At 30.1% G+C, this 19,278-nt stretch carries 15 protein-coding genes and 1 tRNA gene; 15 read left to right on the forward strand and 1 reads right to left on the reverse strand.

What is annotated here, in order from left to right:
- Positions 1-28 precede the first annotated feature (28 nt).
- Positions 29-472 (reverse strand): c-type cytochrome, encoded by a 444-nt coding sequence (locus AC2H4K_RS13875; protein WP_493742502.1) that lies wholly within the window; start codon positions 470-472, stop codon positions 29-31.
- A 103-nt stretch (positions 473-575) separates the two neighbouring features.
- Between AC2H4K_RS13875 and AC2H4K_RS13880 the strand changes: the two genes are divergently transcribed.
- From AC2H4K_RS13880 to AC2H4K_RS13950, 15 genes are all read left to right on the forward strand, one after another.
- A tRNA-Pro gene (locus AC2H4K_RS13880) sits at positions 576-650 on the forward strand.
- Between the two features lie 230 nt (positions 651-880).
- Positions 881-2,134, forward strand: coding sequence for a site-specific integrase (locus AC2H4K_RS13885; RefSeq protein WP_493742503.1), 1,254 nt, complete (start codon positions 881-883; stop codon positions 2,132-2,134).
- Between the two features lie 82 nt (positions 2,135-2,216).
- On the forward strand, positions 2,217-3,080 hold the full coding sequence (locus AC2H4K_RS13890; RefSeq protein WP_493742504.1) for a helix-turn-helix domain-containing protein: 864 nt from the start codon (positions 2,217-2,219) through the stop codon (positions 3,078-3,080).
- Between the two features lie 224 nt (positions 3,081-3,304).
- Complete coding sequence (locus tag AC2H4K_RS13895; protein ID WP_493742505.1) at positions 3,305-5,566, forward strand: patatin-like phospholipase family protein; 2,262 nt, start codon at positions 3,305-3,307, stop codon at positions 5,564-5,566.
- 206 nt (positions 5,567-5,772) lie between these two features.
- Positions 5,773-6,786, forward strand: a complete 1,014-nt coding sequence (locus tag AC2H4K_RS13900; protein ID WP_493742506.1) for an efflux RND transporter periplasmic adaptor subunit — start codon at positions 5,773-5,775, stop codon at positions 6,784-6,786.
- 14 nt (positions 6,787-6,800) lie between these two features.
- Complete coding sequence (locus AC2H4K_RS13905; protein ID WP_493742507.1) at positions 6,801-10,001, forward strand: efflux RND transporter permease subunit; 3,201 nt, start codon at positions 6,801-6,803, stop codon at positions 9,999-10,001.
- A gap of 107 nt (positions 10,002-10,108) precedes the next feature.
- Positions 10,109-11,389, forward strand: a complete 1,281-nt coding sequence (locus tag AC2H4K_RS13910; protein WP_493742508.1) for a TolC family protein — start codon at positions 10,109-10,111, stop codon at positions 11,387-11,389.
- A gap of 31 nt (positions 11,390-11,420) precedes the next feature.
- Positions 11,421-12,032 carry a hypothetical protein gene (locus AC2H4K_RS13915; protein WP_493742509.1) on the forward strand — a complete coding sequence of 204 codons (612 nt, stop codon included), beginning with the start codon at positions 11,421-11,423 and terminating at the stop codon, positions 12,030-12,032.
- Between the two features lie 52 nt (positions 12,033-12,084).
- Positions 12,085-12,849: a patatin-like phospholipase family protein gene (locus AC2H4K_RS13920; protein ID WP_036124035.1), complete on the forward strand. Its 765-nt coding sequence runs from the start codon at positions 12,085-12,087 to the stop codon at positions 12,847-12,849.
- A 37-nt stretch (positions 12,850-12,886) separates the two neighbouring features.
- Entirely contained in the window at positions 12,887-13,414 is a 528-nt protein-coding gene (locus AC2H4K_RS13925; RefSeq protein ID WP_036124034.1) for a DUF4833 domain-containing protein, read from the forward strand.
- Between the two features lie 45 nt (positions 13,415-13,459).
- On the forward strand, positions 13,460-14,566 hold the full coding sequence (locus tag AC2H4K_RS13930; RefSeq protein WP_493742510.1) for a mechanosensitive ion channel family protein: 1,107 nt from the start codon (positions 13,460-13,462) through the stop codon (positions 14,564-14,566).
- Positions 14,567-14,601: 35 nt separating this feature from the next.
- Positions 14,602-16,254, forward strand: a complete 1,653-nt coding sequence (locus AC2H4K_RS13935; RefSeq protein ID WP_431134918.1) for an ABC1 kinase family protein — start codon at positions 14,602-14,604, stop codon at positions 16,252-16,254.
- 21 nt (positions 16,255-16,275) lie between these two features.
- Positions 16,276-17,511, forward strand: a complete 1,236-nt coding sequence (locus tag AC2H4K_RS13940) for a Pycsar system effector family protein (RefSeq protein WP_493742511.1) — start codon at positions 16,276-16,278, stop codon at positions 17,509-17,511.
- Positions 17,512-17,660: 149 nt separating this feature from the next.
- Complete coding sequence (locus AC2H4K_RS13945) at positions 17,661-18,542, forward strand: lysophospholipid acyltransferase family protein (RefSeq protein WP_431134914.1); 882 nt, start codon at positions 17,661-17,663, stop codon at positions 18,540-18,542.
- A 14-nt stretch (positions 18,543-18,556) separates the two neighbouring features.
- A complete protein-coding gene (locus tag AC2H4K_RS13950) occupies positions 18,557-19,189 on the forward strand; it encodes a TetR/AcrR family transcriptional regulator (RefSeq protein ID WP_493742512.1) in 633 nt (210 codons plus the stop codon).
- Positions 19,190-19,278: the final 89 nt, after the last annotated feature.

Consider the following 19,278-nt stretch of genomic DNA (forward strand, 5'->3'; position numbering starts at 1 on the left):
ATTAAGTTAGTTGCACAAAGTTAGTTAATTAAGGCTGTTTTTTAATGACTTTTGTTACTTCTTCTGGCGATATAAATTCACCATAATCATTTCCCCAGCTATTATTGATGTAATTCATCACATCAGCTACTTCTTCGTCAGATAATCCTAAGGGTGACATTACACTATTGTATGTAGTACCGTTGACAACAATTTTGCCATTCATGCCTTTTTTTATAGCAGTAATACTTTTGTCTTGGTTTTCTTTTAAAAAATCTGAACCAGCTAATGGAGGAAATGCTTTAGGAACTCCTTTGCCATTGTCTAAGTGACAAGTGGTGCACATGCCTTGATACACAACTTTACCACGTTTAATGCTAGCTCCTATATTGCTAGGTTCTTGGCTATATGCAACTTCCTGATTGTTCTTTTTGTTTGAATCACAAGAGGTCAATAAAAAGACCACTAGAATGAGTTTTATTGATAATTTCATTTTTTAAAAGTCGTAAAATAAATAAATTTTAAAGTTAGGAAAATGTTATTGGTTTCTAAAGAAATATTCTATATTTGCAGTCCGAAAAATGATAACCAAAACTCGGGGTGTAGCGTAGCCCGGTTATCGCGCCGCGTTTGGGACGCGGAGGTCGCAGGTTCGAATCCTGCCACCCCGACAAAAATTAATACCAACAGAAACTAAAACCTTGTAAATTGTATGATTTACAAGGTTTTATGGTTTTTAGGCTATCATAAGAATTGAATTAATATGGTTTAATTCGGTTAACAATTCGGTTAACAGTTAGCAAAGTAAAAAAGTGTTAACCGAATAGACTCTTAAACACTGTAATTGAAATAGTTGATTTGACTTTCGTCTCGATGAATGTTTAACAAAAAGACGACAACTATGCAATCACAAACCACCTTTAGATTATCATTTTGGGTAAGCGCTTCACGTAAGATTAATAATGAAGTTTCTGTTTATGCTCGAATAACTGTAAACGGTAAACGAGCAAATATCAGTTTACAACGAAAAGTAATTGTGTCTGAATGGGATTCCAGTAAAGGAAGAGCAAGAGGAAACAAACAAGAATCTCGATTACTCAATAGATATTTAGACCAGGTTAAAAATAGAATCTATGAAGCTCACGATGAACTTGTAAAAGAAAAAGCTTTTATCTGTGCTCAATCAATTAAAGCTCGTTTTCTTGGTGAGGATAACGAAGAGTATTCTTTACTAACTTTAGTTGATTACCATAATACCCAAATGAGCGAATCTTTAAGTTATGGAACTTTAAAGAACTATTTCACTACTCAAAAATATATCAAACTATTTCTAACCAAAAAGAAAATCCAAGACATCTACTTGACCCAACTAACGTTTCGCTTTTTAGTTGACTTTGAAAAGTTCTTACGTTCCTATGTTCCGGAGGACCACCAAAAGAAAATGGAAAATAATACAGTTATGAAGCATATTCAACGACTTCGCAAAATGGTTACATTAGCTTACAAGATGGAATGGATAGACAGAGATCCTTTTATAAAATTTAAACCAACCTATATCAAAAATGAGCGTGAGTTTTTAAGTGAAGATGAGCTACAGACTATTATTAAAAAAGAATTTGAAATTGAAAGACTGGAGCTCGTTAAGGATTTATTTGTATTTAGCTGCTATACGGGCTTGTCATATATTGATGTAATGAACCTCAACAAAGATAATATCACATTCGGTATTGATGGTGGCAAATGGATAATCACAAATAGACAAAAAACACATAACAAAGTGAAAATCCCGTTACTTCCAATTGCTGAAGAATTGATAGAAAAATATAAAAGCCACATCAAAACCAGAAAAATAGAAACCTTATTTCCTAATATTTCAAATCAAAAGCTCAATTCTTATTTAAAAGAAATTGCAGATTTATGCAAAATCAAAAAGAACTTGACCTTTCACATGGCTAGACATACATTCGCTACCACTATAACTTTAAGTAATGGTGTACCAATAGAAACTGTTTCTAAGCTACTCGGTCATACCAAGATTGCTACTACTCAAATTTATGCCAGAGTGATTGAAAGAAAAGTAAGTGAAGATATTAATACTTTAAAGATTAAGATGATTAATAAAAACAATCAAAAGATTCATTCTAAATCAAAATAAAATAATACAGTATATTTGAGTACAAAATCTACTCAAAATGTATCCACAATCTTCAATAAAAAGTCTTACAATAGATGATTTGGTGGAAATTATTGGAGATATACCACAAGAAGAAAATGGATTACATGTTCATTTATCAAAAAATAAGTTTAAAGAAATTCCTATAGGTTATCCTTTTAGAGGTAATTCTTATGCTTTTTTACTAGTAGTTAAGGGAAGTTTAAAAATCCAATTAAATCTACTGAGATATACTATAAAAAATTCAGAGATAATAGTTATAAATCCACAAACGGTTACTCATATTCAAGAAATGAGCAAAAATCTTGAAATAGCAACTATTAGCTTTAATGTTGATTTTATATTGAGAAACTCAATTAACAAAAATGATATTGATATTTTAGACTTTTTTACGGCAAATACTATTCCCAAGTTAAAATTATCTAAGGAGGATTTAAAAACGTTTATTTCTGTTTCAAAAATTTTAGAAAAAAATAATCGACTTGGAAAAAACAACCCGTATAATAATGAGATAATAACTCATAGTTTTAACTTATTAATGTATCATTACGCTTCATTATTAAAGATACAGTTTCCTAATCTAGAAGCAAATTTAACAAGACAGGAAAAATTAGCACTTCGTTTTTTGAAATTGTTAAATGAAAATTTTAAGCAAGAGCGAACGGTTCAATTTTATGCAGATATTTTATGTTTAACACCTAATTATCTGTCTAAGGTTTTAAAAATTGTTTCAAAAAAAACAGCAAGTCAGTTAATTGATGAAGCAGTAATAATGGAGGCAAAACTACTGTTAAAAAATCAAACCCTATCCATCTCGGAAGTTGCAAACGAGCTTCAGTTTAGCAACCAATCTTTTTTTGGTAAATATTTCAAAAAGCACACAGGTTACTCACCTTCAAAGTACAGAGAGCTTAACTTTAAAAATTGATTTTTGACTAATAAACGTTCTTAATGGAACATATTTTTTCTTTTTTAATATTAAAATAACTTATTTTGACCAATTTCATCCTTTTTTATGCCTTTTGTTGGACTAATTAAATATTTTAATTTGTATTCATTTATAGATTGTTATTTCAAATGAATTTAAGATTAATACAAATAAACCTAAAAAAAATAGTCCTACTTTTTTTATTAATTACCACTATAAGCGTTTTGGCCCAAGAGAAAAAACCTAAAGTAGCTTTAGTTTTAAGTGGCGGTGGTGCAAAAGGTTTGGCACATATCCCTTTACTCCAAAAACTCGATTCTTTAGGCATTGTTCCCGATTTGTTAGTAGGTAACAGTATGGGAAGTATTGTGGGCGGTTTATATGCTATGGGCTATTCTGGTGATAGTATAGCAAGTATAGCTAAAAATGCAAACTGGGATAAACTTATTGGTGGAAGTGTTTCATTGAGAAATGTAAGTGTTGAAGAAAAAAGTGAATTCAATAGGTATCTAGTTGGGATGGATATAGTTGAAGGTAAAATTAAACCTACTTCCTTCATTTTGAATGATCAAAATCTTAGAGCTTTTCTCTCTAACTTAACTTATGCTGCTTATAATATACCTGATTTTGACAACCTTTCTATTCCTTTTCGTGCCATAGCAACTGATATTGTAAATGGTACAGAGGTTATTTTAGATCATGGAAACTTGGCTTTTGCCATGAGAGCCAGTATGTCTATACCCGGTGCTTTTTCACCTGTTTCTTATGAAAAAACGCTTTTAATAGATGGTGGTGTTCTTAATAATTTCCCCGTTGATGTAGCCAAAAATTTAGGAGCAGATATTATTATTGGCAGTGATGTTGGTGGTGGTATGGAACCCAAAGAAAAATTGGACAATATTGGTACTCTACTTTTTCAAACAGGAATGTTGCATAGCAATCTTAAAAACCCTGAAAATAAAGCTTTATGCAATATATTGATTGATCATACACCGCATCTAACCTACTCTACCGGCGATTTTGATAATGGTGTAGCTATTTACGAAGAAGGAAAAATAGCAACTGCTGAAAACATAAGTGCATTAATAGATTTATCGGAGAAACTCAAAGAATTTAAGCAACATACGCATAAACTTCCTGATGCAAATGATGAAATTATTTTAGACACCATTGTATATAATAATATCAGTAAAAGTAATTTGGCAATGGTAAAGGCAAGAACAAATATTCAGCCTCGTAAAAAGTATACTAGAGAAGATTTATTTGAAGGTATTAACAGAGCAATGGGAACCACCATTTTTAGCCATATTACTTTTAACCCGTATACAAATGGCGATAAAAAGGGGTTGCAGTTGAATGGATTTGAAAAATCAAAACACCAAGTAAATGGATCAATGCACTATGATAATTACCATGGTGTAGGGTTGATTGTAAATTATGTAGGTAGAAATGTTATAGGAAGAGCTTCCCGAGCTCTTGTAACTTTAGATATTGCTGAAGAACCTAGATTGAGAATTCAATATCAGAAAAATTTTGGTTCAGACAGAAATTGGTGGTGGCGGTCAGAAATATATGGACATCAATTAGAACAAGATATTTTTATACAAGGAGAAAATGTTGATAACATGAAGTATAGATACTTTGACTTCAACAATCAAATAAATAGAAATTTAAATTCTTTAAAAAGCTATGTGGGTATTGGATTACAATATCAAAATACTCATTTAAAACCAAAAGTAAATCCTAAATATAATAACAATGTATTTGAACTTAATAAATACGATTTAAATACGATTGAAATAAATGCACAATACATTCATAACAGTTTTAATAAAGTGTTTTTTGCTACCAATGGAACTTTTTTAAAGGGCTATTTAAGTAGATCAATTAAAAGTGATGTTGATGTGGAATTTTATAATTCTACCATTCCTAATATAAGCGGCTCTACTAATAATTACAGTAAATTAAGTTTGGATTATGAAAAAAGGTTTCAATTAAAAAATAAAATTACAGCTATTATTGGTGCTACAAGTAGTTTTATATTTCAAGATAATATTAAAGACAATGATATTTCTTTTGAAGATTATGGAATTGGAGCAAAATATTTTTTAGGTGGCGTTTCACCAATGCCAAGAAATGATAACTATATATTTCCGGGATTGAATGAAGGTGAATTGTTTACCAGTCAATTTATGAAATTGAATTTGGGTTTACAATTTAATCCTTCAAGTAAAATATATGTTACACCACATTTTCATTTAGCTTCTGTTGGTTTTGGTGATTTTGACGATTATATTGAAGATGCTTTTACAGCAGACGGGAAATGGGAAGATGCTGTTGAAGCTAGTTTGCTTTTATCTTCTGGTGCAACATTTTCATACAATTCTATATTAGGACCGGTTAATTTTGATGTATCTTGGGTTAATAGTACTAATAAAATCCGATTTTTTATTGGTATAGGATTCAATCTAAACAAATCAGAATAAAACACTAAAAAATCAACCGTTAATCGTTTTTTAGACCAATTGTTAAAAATTAACTTATCAATATCTATGGTTTCTAATATTGTTGAAATCATAAAAAAACCAATTTAGACCAAAAACAGCTATTTTTAGACCTTTCGGAATTTTGCGATTTGATGCAATTTTGTGGAGTAAAATTTTAATTAAATAACTCTTACATCATTGAATTTATGAAGCAAATTATCACCTTAACAACTTTAGCTTTCTTATTAGTAGGTTGTTCAGAAAAAAAGGAAACTGTAAAAGAAGTTGTGATTCCCAAGGTCACTGTTAAAAATATTCAGTCAAAAGAAGAAAAAGAATCCCTAACATATAGTGGAACCATTGAAGCAGACAATACAGTATCTTTAGGTTTCTCAGTTCCTGGCAGAATTTCAAAAGTTTATGTGCAAGAGGGTCAAAAAGTAAAAAAAGGGCAGTTACTAGCCTCAATAGACCAAACTACTTATAAAAATGCATTTGATATAGCAAATGCTGGTTTAGAACAAGCAAATGATAACTTCAAAAGATTAAATAGTTTATATCAAAAAGGTAGTTTGCCAGAACGCGATTTTATTGCAGTTAAAGTGGCTGTAGCCCAAGCAAACGCAAACAAAAATTTAGCAGCAAAAAATTTAGCAGACACTAAACTTTATGCCCCTTTTTCTGGAATGATTACAGCTAAAATGACAGAAATAGGTGCTACAGCAGCACCTGGTGTTCCTGCTTTTACTGTAATGAAAATAGATAAAGTATATGCTAAGGCTTCTATTACTGAATCTGAAATATCTAAACTCAAAATAGGTACAGACGCTAAAGTTGAAATCTCTTCATTAAATGAAACTTTTAATGGTAAAGTAGCTATTGTAAATCCAAGTGCAGATGCTGTAACCAGAACTTTTAATGTAAAAGTTCGCCTTGACAATAAGGAAGATAAACTATTACCAGGAATGATTAGTAATATAAAAATCAATACAGGTAATACTGTAGATGTTATTACAGTTCCTTCAGAAAGTATTATAAGAGATGCTAACAATATACTATATGTATTTGTCATAAAGGAAAATAAAGCCATTAAAAAAAGGGTGTCTCTTGGTGGTTTTAAAGGAAATGAAGTAATAGTTACCAAGGGCTTGTCAATAGGTGATTCGGTTGTAATCGCAGGAAACAAAAATTTAAAAGACGGGCAAACAGTGTCTCTATAAAAGAACTGAATAAGATGATGAAAAAAGTAAAAATAAACTTTATAGAGGCTGCAATGAAATACCGTCAGGTAACCATTGTACTTACGATATTGTTAATGATTTTGGGAATATATGCTTTAGCGACTATGGCTCGAAGTGAAGATCCACAAATTACGGTTCGTAAAGGTTTGGTAATAGCAGCATTTCCTGGCGCAGACGAGTTGCAGGTAGAACAACAATTAACCAATCAGATTGAACAGTTTTTATTTGGTTTTGAGGAGGTTAGAAAGGAAAAAACAATTTCTGAAACAAAAGAAGGACAAGTAATTGTAACAGTTGAGTTAAATGAAAATGTAAAAGATACTGATGGTTTTTGGGCGACTTTACAACATGGTTTAAATACCACATTTAGGCAAAATTACACACTTCCTCAAGGAATGATTGGCCCAATAGTAAATAGTGACTTTGGAGACGTAGTTGCACAAATGATAACAGTTTCCGCACCAGGACGTAGTTATGCGGAAATTGAAACGTATTTAGATGAGTTAGAAGATGGTTTAAAAACCATTAACGAAACATCAAAAATAAAACGTTATGGAGGACAAAAACAGCAGATTTACGTAACGGTACAGGACGAAAAAATGAAACAGTATGGTTTCGATTTTTCAACTATTGCTCAAGTTATTCAAATGCAAAATAATACTGGATATTCTGGTGGTATTACTTTAGAAGATTCTGAGGTCTCTGTTTTTGCCAAAAATCAATATAAAAATGAAGCTGATTTAGGTAATCAAATTGTGTATAGTAGTCCAGATGGTAAAGTGGTTCGCTTAAAAGATGTGGCATCTATTGAACGTCGTTACGAAGAAGTGTCAAGCTTTATTAAAGTTGATGATCAAAAAGTAATGATGTTAACTGTAGAGATGCAACCAGGTAATAACATCGTCCAATTTGGAGAGAAAATAACAGAAAAAATCAATGAAGTAAAAAAACAATTACCTCAAGATGTTCAAGTTACTACTATTGTAGATCAGCCTTCAGTTGTAAAAGGAAGTATTAGCCACTTTATGCTAGAATTTGTTATTGCAATTGTAGCAGTAATTATTGTGGTAATTCTGTTATTACCATTCAGGGTGGCAATAGTTTCGGCAGTGGCATGTCCTATAGCTATTGTTATAACATTTGGAGTTTTAAATGTTATTGGTATAGAGATTCATCAGGTAACATTAGCAGCCTTAATTATAGTATTGGGTATGGTAGTGGATAATGCCATTGTAGTTGTAGATAATTACATCGAAAAATTAGATGAAGGAGAAGATAGATGGACAGCTGCTTGGCAAAGTGCTACTCAATTAATGGTGCCAATTTTTACAGCAACCATGGCAATTATTTTTGCTTTCTTACCATTAGCTTTTTTCTTAAATGGCTTAGCTAAGGAATTTATACAAGCTTTACCTATTGCTGTTGCTGTTGCACTATTTGCTTCGTTGTTAGTAGCATTATTGTTAACACCATATATGTGCTATGTCTTTATAAAAAAAGGATTAAAACACAAGGTAAGTGATGGAGATAAAAAAAGTATGTTAGATAGGTTGCAGCATGTATTTAACAATGCACTAGATTATAGCTTTAGATGGCCAAAAGCAACATTATTTATTGGTTTTTTATCTGTTGTATTAGCAGTTTTAGTAGCAATGGGATTAGAGCAGGAATTGTTTCCAACTGCAGAAAGAAATCAGTTTAACATAGAAGTTTGGTTACCTAATGGAGGAAATTTAAAACAAACGGAAGATGTAGTAACACGTGTTGAGAATGAAATAAAAAAAGATGAGAGAGTTTTAGGTGTTGCAAGTTTTGTTGGAACTAGTTCCCCAAGATTTCATTCTACGTATGCACCAGAATTTCCTCGTAAAAACTTTGCCCAAATATTTATAACTACAACAGGTAAAGAAGCCACACAAGAATTGGCAGATGAGTACATTAAAAAATTCGAAGGTTTTGTTCCAGATGGTTATATACGTATAAGACAACTTTCAATGAAAGAAACACCGGCACCTGTTGAAGTAAGAATTGTAGGTGAGGATTTAATTAAACAAAAACAAGTAGCTGAGCAAGTAAAAACAATTTTAGAAGAAGCAAAAGGTACAAACTGGGTAAGAACATCGTATCAAGATGATTATTATGGAGTAAAAGTAAATTTAAATGACGATAAGGCAAATCGTTTAGGAGTAACAAATGCAATGGTTTCGCAAACTTTGGGAGCAGGCTTAAAAGGGTATCCAGTTTCTACGCTATATGAAGGAGATAAAGCTATTGATATTCTTTTGCGTTTTGATGCTGAAAACCGTGAAAACTTTAACGATTTAGGAGCTTTAAACATACCTACAATATTTGGTACAAAAGTGCCTTTAAGAGAAGTGGCAGACATTACACCTGAATGGCATACAGGAGCTATTACACATAGAAATGGTTTAAGAACATTAACGGTTAGAGCTGAAGCGCAATTGGGCATAAAAGCTGCCACAATACAGAATGGCATTATGCCTAAAATTAATGCATTACAATTACCAGAAGGCATATCAATCAACTATGGAGGTGAGTACGAAAGCACTAATGAAACTGCACCACACATGATGGCTTCTTTAGGTATAAGTTTAATACTCATCTTTTTAGTGCTTTTATTTCAATTTAAGGATTTTACAAAAGTATTAATTGTTTTAGCAACATTTCCGTTGAGTTTATTAGGAGCATTCTTGGGGCTGTTACTTACAGGGAATCCAATTGGTTTTACGGCCTTTATGGGAATTATTAGTCTAATTGGTATCGTAGTAAGAAACGGAATTATTTTGGTGGATTATGCAGATGAATTGGTATTAGAACACGGTTATACCGTAAAAGCAGCAGCTAAAGCTTCAGGTAAAAGACGAATGCGTCCAATCTTTTTAACATCTGCAGCAGCAGCTATTGGTGTGGTTCCAATGATAGTGGGTAAATCACCGCTATGGGCACCTTTAGGAAGTGTATTAGCAGTTGGTTTAATAGTTTCTATGGTATTAACCTTATTTATAGTACCTATACTCTATTACAAATTTGTTAATCCTCAACCAGATGAAGTACATCCTCATCCTAATGCAGAAGTATTTGAAACCATCTTGTATAAACCTAAAAAGAAGAGTAGAACACTTCGCAAATTAGAAGTGATGAAGCATAAATTAAAAAAACGAATCAAGAAATAAATAAGAATACTATAGTACTACTGTTTTAAAAGATTAATAGCAATAATCCCTCTTTTTATATAAAGCAGTAGTTTCTATAGTTCTTTTAGAAAAACTTAAAACAAATTATGAGTACATATAAATATACGCTATCAATAGTTTTTTTGTTGGTTTTCACCACTTTTCACCAGGCTATAGCCCAAGATAGGTTGTTGAGTTTAGAAGAAGCAAAATCATTGGCCTTATCTAATAATAAAAAAATTAAAAAAGCAGATAAGACCATTGAAGCAGCCAAAGCTGCGAAGGCATCGGTTTATGCATCAGACAAACCCTTCGTAGAAGCAAGTGGTATGGGAGTTCATGTTGGAGACCCATTAAATACATTACTGCCAGAGTTTTTCGCAAACGCCTCTTTAGGAGTTACTCAAGTAATTTATGCGGGTGGTAAAATAAACACGGCTAAACAAATGAGTTCTACAGCAGTGGATTTGTATACCTCTCAAAAAGAACTAACAGATAGCGAAGTGCTTTTAGATGTTGAAACAACGTATTGGCAAATAATAAATGTAAAAAGCAAAGTAGAGCTAGCTAATAAGTATAAAGCGTTATTAACCGAATTATTAAAAGATTTAACTAACTCATACAATGCCGGTATTATATATAAAAACGATGTTTTACGTGTACAGGTTCAGTTAAACCAAGCAGAACTAGATTTAACAAAGGCAAATGATGGGCTTAAACTGCTAAAACTGAAGATGGCACAATTAACAGGTATGCCCAACATAGATTTTTTAGTAAAGGATACTATTAGTAATGATGTTATTATATTAGATGAAGTTTCACAATCAACAGCAATTGATAATAGACCAGAAATAAAAATGCTTAAAAAAGCTGTTGAAATTGAAGAGTTACAATCTAAAATTTTAGAAGCTGACAGAAAGCCAACAATTGGACTTAATGTAAGCGGAATCTATGCTAATGGCAAACAAATTAATTTCACAGATGGAAGTAATGATTTAACCTCTTACTACGGTTTGTTAAATGTCAATATACCCATATTTGATTGGGGAAGCAGAAAGAAAAAAGTGAAGGAACAAGAATTCAAAGTCGAAGCACAAAAATTAGAATTGGAAGAAACCGAAGAATTATTGTCACTTCAAATTCAAAATGCCTATTTAGAGCTTCAACAGGCAATACAAAAAGTTGAAATTACAGAGAAATCATTGCAACAAGCCGACGAAAATTTAAGATTAAATCAAGATCGCTTTGATGCAGGAACAGTAACAGGAAAAGATGTTTTAGAAGCTCAAGTGCTCTGGCAGCAAGCATATTCAGACGTTATTGATGCTAAGGCTAGTTACAGAATTAATGAAGCCAAGTATAAAAAAGCAATTGGGGATTTTAAATAAAGAGAGATTAACAACCTAAAAAATAAATAAGATGGAAACAAAAGACAAAAAGCCAATTAGAGTAAGAATAGCTGAAAAGCTAATAAAAGATCAACAAGAATTAGACCGTTTAGCGGTTCAAGTTTCTCTTGGTAAAGCAGAAATGAATGATGAATTTAAAAAGGCAAAAGCAGATTTAAAGAAAAATATTCATGAAGTTAAAATTGAACTAGCTCACGAACTTAAAGAAACAGAGGTGTTTATAAAAAACAATTTAGAAAAAATTGAAGAACACTTAGATGAAGATGCTACTTATTCAAAAGAAGCTTTTGAAACGCAAAAGAAAAATATTGTTAATGCTATTAATGATGCGAAGAAAAGTATTAAAAATAGCCCTCAAACTAAAAGAACAAATCAATTATTTAATGCTATTTCTCAAAAATCCAAGTTACAACTAGAACTTTTGGAAAAAAACATATCAGGAAAAAAAGTTGAACTAACACAAGAATATAAGAATAGTATGGAAGCAGCTACCGAAAAATTCAAAGAATTTGCTTCAAAACTTGATGAGGAAAAAGAACAGGCTACAGAAAAGTTGGACAACTTTAAAAAAGAAGTATCACAATCTTACAAACATTTAAAAAAAGCGTTTAAGTCTCTATAATAAAAAACAATCCTTGTCATTAAAACGTCAAGGGTTGTTTTAAAATAATAAAATGAGTAAACTAGGTTTAGCACTTTCTGGAGGCGGTATTCGTGGTATGGCACATCTTGGCGTGTTACAGTATTTAACAGAGTTAGGCATAAAACCTTCTGTTATTTCTGGTACAAGCGCAGGTGCTTTAGTTGGAGCATTTTATGCAGCAGGCTTTGAGCCTAAACAAATTTTTAAAATAGGAAAATCTGAAAAATTCTTTAATTATTCAAGCCTATTTAAACGACAAGGTGTAGGATTATTTTCAACAGATATATTCGAGAATATAATTAAAAAACATATTGCTCAGGAAACGTTGGAGTCATTAGAAATTCCATTATTTATCACAGCAACAGATTTGAATAACGGAAAATTAAAAATTTTTAATGAAGGTTCATTAGCCACAGCTGTAAAAGCTTCTTGTTGTGTACCATTGGTTTTTCAACCTGTTTTATTTGAAGGAATCTACCTTAGTGATGGTGGTATTTTAAATAATTTTCCTGTAAATATTTTAGAAGGTAAAGTCGATAAAATTATTGGCGTCAATGTAAATCGCATAAACACCATAGAAGGTAAAATAGGTTATAAACAAATTATTGAAAGAACAGTTCAAATAGCAATTGGCAACTCTGTAGAAACTCAAAAATATAAATGCGATGTATATATAGAACCACCAAGTATTAGAGACTATGGAATTTTCGATTTCAAAAAAGCAGATGAAATATACCAGACTGGGTATGTTTATGCTAAAGAAAAAAAGAATGAATTGTTACGTTTCCTTGATTAATTTATTTTCTATTGAAAACAAACAAATAGAATTTTGTATGAAAACTTTTTTTTCTTTTTTCTTTTGCTTTTTTATTAATTCCATCCTCTTTTCACAGGAAAATTACCCGGTACCTGAAAAAACAGCATCAAGACTTTTTTATATACAACATAGTAATAACTATAATACTTATGTATATGATGCAAATATGGAAGGAGATTTTATTAGCACTGAGAATCCAATTAATGAGTATAGAATAGTCTATACAGAAGACGGTGCTAAAAAACCATTGAATAAAATTCAAAAGCAATTTGCTTACGGAATGATTACGAAATTAATTGCGCCAAATCTTATAGAAATGCATTTGGCAGCATCATCAAAGTTAAAATTCTATCTCACTTTTAGTGATAAAGAAAAACCTAGAGTTTATGTAACTATAAACAAGTGTAAACTATACTTAGATAGCATGTTTGTTCAACTTAAAGAAGGTTCAACTTCCCTAAAAACAAAAGCTAAATATGTTTTGTTCTCAGGAAAAGATTTTATTACCGGCGAAAATGTAGTAGAAAAATTAATAGTAAAATAACTTCAAAATTCTATGAAGTTATCTAAGACATAATAACAAAACCATATGATAGAATTTTACAACAACTATAAGCAGTCCATTTTTTATATGTTTATCGTAATTGCTGTGGTGGTGTTTTTACGTTTTTTAACAAAATTATTGCACAATAAACTTGAAAAGCTAGCGCTTAAAAAATACCCTAATGAAGACCCAAAAACAATCCATTTAACCAAACGTATTTTAAATGCACTTTGGATCGTCTTAGGGATTATGGCTCTTGCTTTTATTTTTATCGATGAAGAACATTATAAGACGGCCACAACCAATTTTTTCCTTGTCTTGTATTTGGGTGTTATTGCAGTGCTAACCCTAGTAATAGCCTCTTTTGTGCAATTATGGTTTTCTAAAAAAATAAAAGAAAAGACAGCACAACAACAAGATGCTACAAGTTATAAGTTTTTAAGGTATGTAGCAATTGTTTGTGTTTACTTTCTTGGAACATTATTAGCAATACTAGCTTTTCCATCATTAAGAGATATAGCTCAAACCGTTTTAAGTGGAGCAGGTATTATTGCTATTATAGCTGGAGTTGCTTCTCAAGAAGCACTAGCAAACCTTATAGGCGGTTTTTTTATTGTTTCGTTTAAGCCTTTTAAGATAGGAGATATTATTAAGGTAGATCAAACTATGATAGGTACCGTTACCGACATTACATTGCGCCATACTGTAATTAGAGATTATGAAAATAAGATGATAGTAATTCCTAATGCCATTATAAACAAAGAAAAATTAGTCAATTATGATTTAGGGGAACGCAAGTGTTGTCAATGGATTGAAATAGGTATTTCTTATGACAGCGACATCGATTTGGCAAAACATATCATAAGAGAAGAATGTGAAAGCCATCCATATTTGATAGACAATAGAAGTAAATTAGATAAATATAATAATGAAAAAAAAGTAAAGGTACGTGTTATTGGTTTAAATGATTCTGAGGTTACTTTAAGAGCTTGGGCTTGGGCAAACAATTTTGAAGAAGCATTTGCAATGAAATGTGACCTCTACGAAAGTGTTAAGAAACGTTTTGATAAAGAAGGTATAGAAATACCGTTTCCACATCGCACTTTGGTTTTTAAAGATAAGGTCTCACAAACAACACAAAGCTCAAGTTAAATCTATAATAGGCAAAACAAAACATATAAATCATAATGGGAAATAATACTAATAAAATAACTAGAACTATTAAAATAGCTTCGGTACTCTCAAAATATGGGTTCGAAGATATTATTTCACATAGTAGTATTGACAAGATAATACCTAAGAAATTTATTCATGCAAATGAAAAAATAGATAGAATAAAATCACTTTCTGTTTATGCACGTATTAGAATGGCTATTTCAGATTTGGGACCAACTTATATAAAATTAGGGCAATTATTTAGTGATAGAGATGATTTATTACCCTCAGAACTTACCGCAGAATTAAAAAAACTTCAAAATAATGCTGGCGAAGATTTTATAAATGTAAGAGAAAAAATAGGTAAAGAATTACAAATTAACCCAGATGATTTTTTTGAATCTATAGATGAAAAACCTTTTGCAACAGCTTCAATATCCCAGGTTTTTAAAGCGCAATTAAAAACAGGAGAAAAAGTAGTCTTAAAAATAAAAAGAGAAAAAATTCAAGAAATAATAGAAGCAGATCTTTTAATAATGAAAGACCTTGCCAAAATACTCGAAAACTATAATGCAGAAAGTAAGAAGATAAATTTATATAAAATTGTTCATACGTTTGAAAAATCAATCCATACAGAACTTTCATTCTTGCAAGAATTCGATAATATTGAACGTTTCAGAAAAGATTTTCAAGAAGATGAAAACTTGTATGTGCATAAAACATTTAAGCATTTGTCTAATAATAATATTCTGTGTTTAGAATTTATAGAAGGCATTAAGATTACGGACATATCTTCACTAGAAAATCAAGGGTTTGATACTAATCAAGTAGCTATGGTAGGCTTTGATATGTATATGCAACAAGTATTAAAGAATGGTTATTTTCATGCAGACCCACATCCAGGAAACATTTTTGTAACATACAAAGGAGAGATTTCTTTTATAGATTTTGGTATTATGGGAAGGTTAATGCCTTCAGATATCGAGCATATCGAAGATTTCTTACAATATCTTATAAATAAGGATGCTAAAAAATTAATATCTACGCTAAAAAAAATAGCGGTATCATATTCTGTAAAAAATCAAAAACAATTAGAACGAGATGTTTATCAAATTTTTGAAATTGTGGATGAGTCTTCATTAAATAAAATTGATTTAACCTTAATTATAAAAAAATTAAAAGAAATATTTAAACAAAATGAAGTAGAGTTTCCTGATTACGTTTATCTTTTAATGAAAGGGATTGCATTAATTGAAGGTATAGGTAGAAAATTAAACCCAAATATTAATGTTTATCAAATAATAGAACCATATGCTATTGAAGTTATCCAAAAAAAACTTTCCCCAAAATATAACTTTTTTAAAGGTATAAAAAGACTACAAAATGTTTCAGAACTTCTAGGGGATTTACCTAATGAAATACAATCTATAGTTCACAAAATTAAAGAGAACGATATAGAAGTATCGCACAAGATAAAAGGTATTGAGTTAGTTGCAAGTACAGTAGATCGTCTAGTAATAGCAATAATTTTAGCAGCACTTTCAATTGGTTCTGCAATACTAGTATTAGCAGACATGCCCCCTAAAATTTACAACATACCTGTTCTAGGTTTTTTAGGTTTTACAATTTCATTACTTCTAGGGATATACATAGTTATTTCAATGTTGAAAAAGGATAAATCATAGGTGTAATATTACATATAACTTATGAAAGAAAATACCAACATATCTCAAATAGTAAATAACATTAAGGATTATACTTTTGAAATTATAGATAAAGAATCTGATAAAAATTTATACACTACAATTAGTAGAGTGTATAGAATTGAAAAAAATATTAACACAATAATTAAAGAGGATAGAATTGAGAATATTGATATAGATTGTTTATACCTAGCTAATTATGTGTTAAACATAGAACAAGCCACTACAAAAGCTAATACATTAAATTTTAAGGACAGCGAAACATCAATAAATGAAATATTAGATAGTCTTAGATTAAAATTCAAATTAAATAGTGAAACTGTAAATAGAGTAAAGACAATTATTATAGAATCATTTCCTTTTAACGAAACAAAATTATTAGAGTTTAAAATCATTTCAGATGCTAACATCATGGATTTTGCTGGCAGTCAAGGAAGAGATAGGTTAAAAAAAATGTATGAGCAGATGATTTTAAAAGATTTTAAACTATCTAAAAGTAATTGGTACGATACACTTATTGGTATTTTAGATAATTATAAGACAACTACCCATTTTGGTCAAACCCATGTACAGCCATCAATAGATAAGCTTTACAAATCTTTAAGAAAAGAAAGAAAGGATCACAAAAATCATACAAATTTAATTTTACAAAAAGAGTTAAAAATTAGTGATCAAGAAATTAAAAAGTTAAAAAAAGATATAGGTAAAATTAAGGGTAGAGATGATAGAGGCATTCAAACTTTATTCAGAAATACCTCAAGAAACCATTACACCTTAAATAAGATGGTTGACGGAAAAGCACGTATAATGATTACGATAAACTCAATTATACTATCTCTAATATTAGGAGGTATTATAGGTAAATCTTCTAATGAAGTAGTTTTAAATATTCCTTCAATCATTTTTGCGGTAACTAATTTAATATCCATAGCATTTGCTATTATTTCTATAACACCTAATAAAACACAAGGAAACTTTACCGAAGAAGATATAAGAAGTAAAAAAGGAAACTTACTCTATTTCGGAAACTTTCATAACATGCATTATCGTGATTTCGAATGGGCTTTCTTACAATTATTACAAGACAAAGATTATCTGTACACATCAATGATCAAAGATTTCTACTATCAAGGTCAAATCTTGCAGGTAAAAAACAAACTTATTAGAATATCGCTCTATACATTCTTATTAGGTTTGGTAGTAGCAATAGTTTCTCATTTTGTTATTTACTGGTTATGATTTATATACAAGCAAAACAAATTCTTTTTTAAATTTTTAATATGAAGAGAAATAGTAAAAATATCATTTTAGAATATTCTAAGAACAAGTGTTTTAGTCATAAAATATACTTCATAAATGTAATACACCTTTAAATTAAACTCTAACGTATGCTTTACAAAATATCATATGCGTTTTCACTTCTACCGTTAAGACTGTTGTATCTGATATCAGATGTCTGTTATTATTTGTTGTATTATGTTGTAAAATATCGTAGAAAAACGGTATCAGAAAACATTAAGAATTCATTTACCAGTCTAAACAAAAAAGAAAGGCTAATTATTGAGAAAAAATTTTACAGAAATTTCTGCGATAATTTTATTGAGACATTAAAACTTTTGTCGATATCAAAAGAAGAATTGCATAGCAGGATCTCTGTAGATTATTCTGAATTAATAAACATAATATCTCAAAAGAAAAATTGTCATGTTTATTTGGGGCATCAGTTTAATTGGGAATGGGCGAATTTACATATTTCAAGTGTATTAGAAGATAATGTTATAGTTGCTTACAAACCCATAAAAAATAAAAAGTTTAATAGCTTAATGAAGCAAATGAGGAGTCGATTTGGTTCAAAATTGGTTTCATCAAAAAAATTAAAACGAGAGATTGAAAAATTCAAGGACAATCCACATGTATTAGTTTTAGTTGCAGACCAAACCCCAAAAATTTCAATAAAAAGTTTTTGGACAAATTTTTTAAACCAAAAAACAGCCTTTTTAAGTGGAGCTGAACTTTATACGGCATCAAATAAAACCACTTCCTTTTTTGCAAACATTATTCGTTTAGATAGAGGTTATTACAAATTTGTTATAACACCTCTTTTTGATTTTTCAGAACAATATCAAGTTGGATTAATCACACAATTTTATGCCAAAAAATTAGAAGAGTCAATATATAAAAACCCCGAAAACTACCTCTGGAGTCATAGACGTTGGAAACGAAAATATAAAGATGAATATAAAAGGAGATGGATTGGAAATTTATCATAACAAAAAAATAGAGTATGGCTTTTAATAGAAAAAAAATGATTTTAGAACAAGCAGTCAATATGTTTTTTAATTATGGAATCCAGCATATCACAATGGATGATATTGCAAAAAAATGCGGTGTGTCTAAAAAAACAATTTATAAATATTTTGAAAATAAGGATGATTTGTTGCGTCAAGTTATAGAATTACAAATAAAAGAACTAAAAAAAGAAATTTTTGAAAACAAACAAATAAGCAAAAATGCATTACAAGAATTAATACTTTTTTTTGATTATATAAATGAGCTTTCTTTTAACATATCTGCTTCATTTGGCAAAGAATTAAAAAAATACTATCCAACAATTTTCTTAGAAGTTGTTAAACACAAAAATATTATAGTAATACCTTTTCTTAGAGAAAATATCATTAAGGGTAAACAAGAAGGGTATTATAAAATGGATATAAACACAGAAGAAATTTGTGAATCTTTTAATGATATTTCTAAAATCATTTTTTTGGATGGTTTTTTCTACAATCCAGGAACAAACCAAAATACGCTTAAGTTTTTAAATTCATTGTTTTTGCATAGGTTAGTGTCGGTAAAAGGATTAGAAACGTTAAATGAGTTTAATGAAAAACCTTCAAAAAAGCGTATAAAGAATCATTAATACGATATTATTATGGTAGAACTTATACAAAGTAAATTAGATTTCGTAACTCAATATAGTTCAATAGAATTTTTACTCTTAGCTCATGA

The organism is Winogradskyella sp. 266wxhm (genome assembly GCF_058964685.1).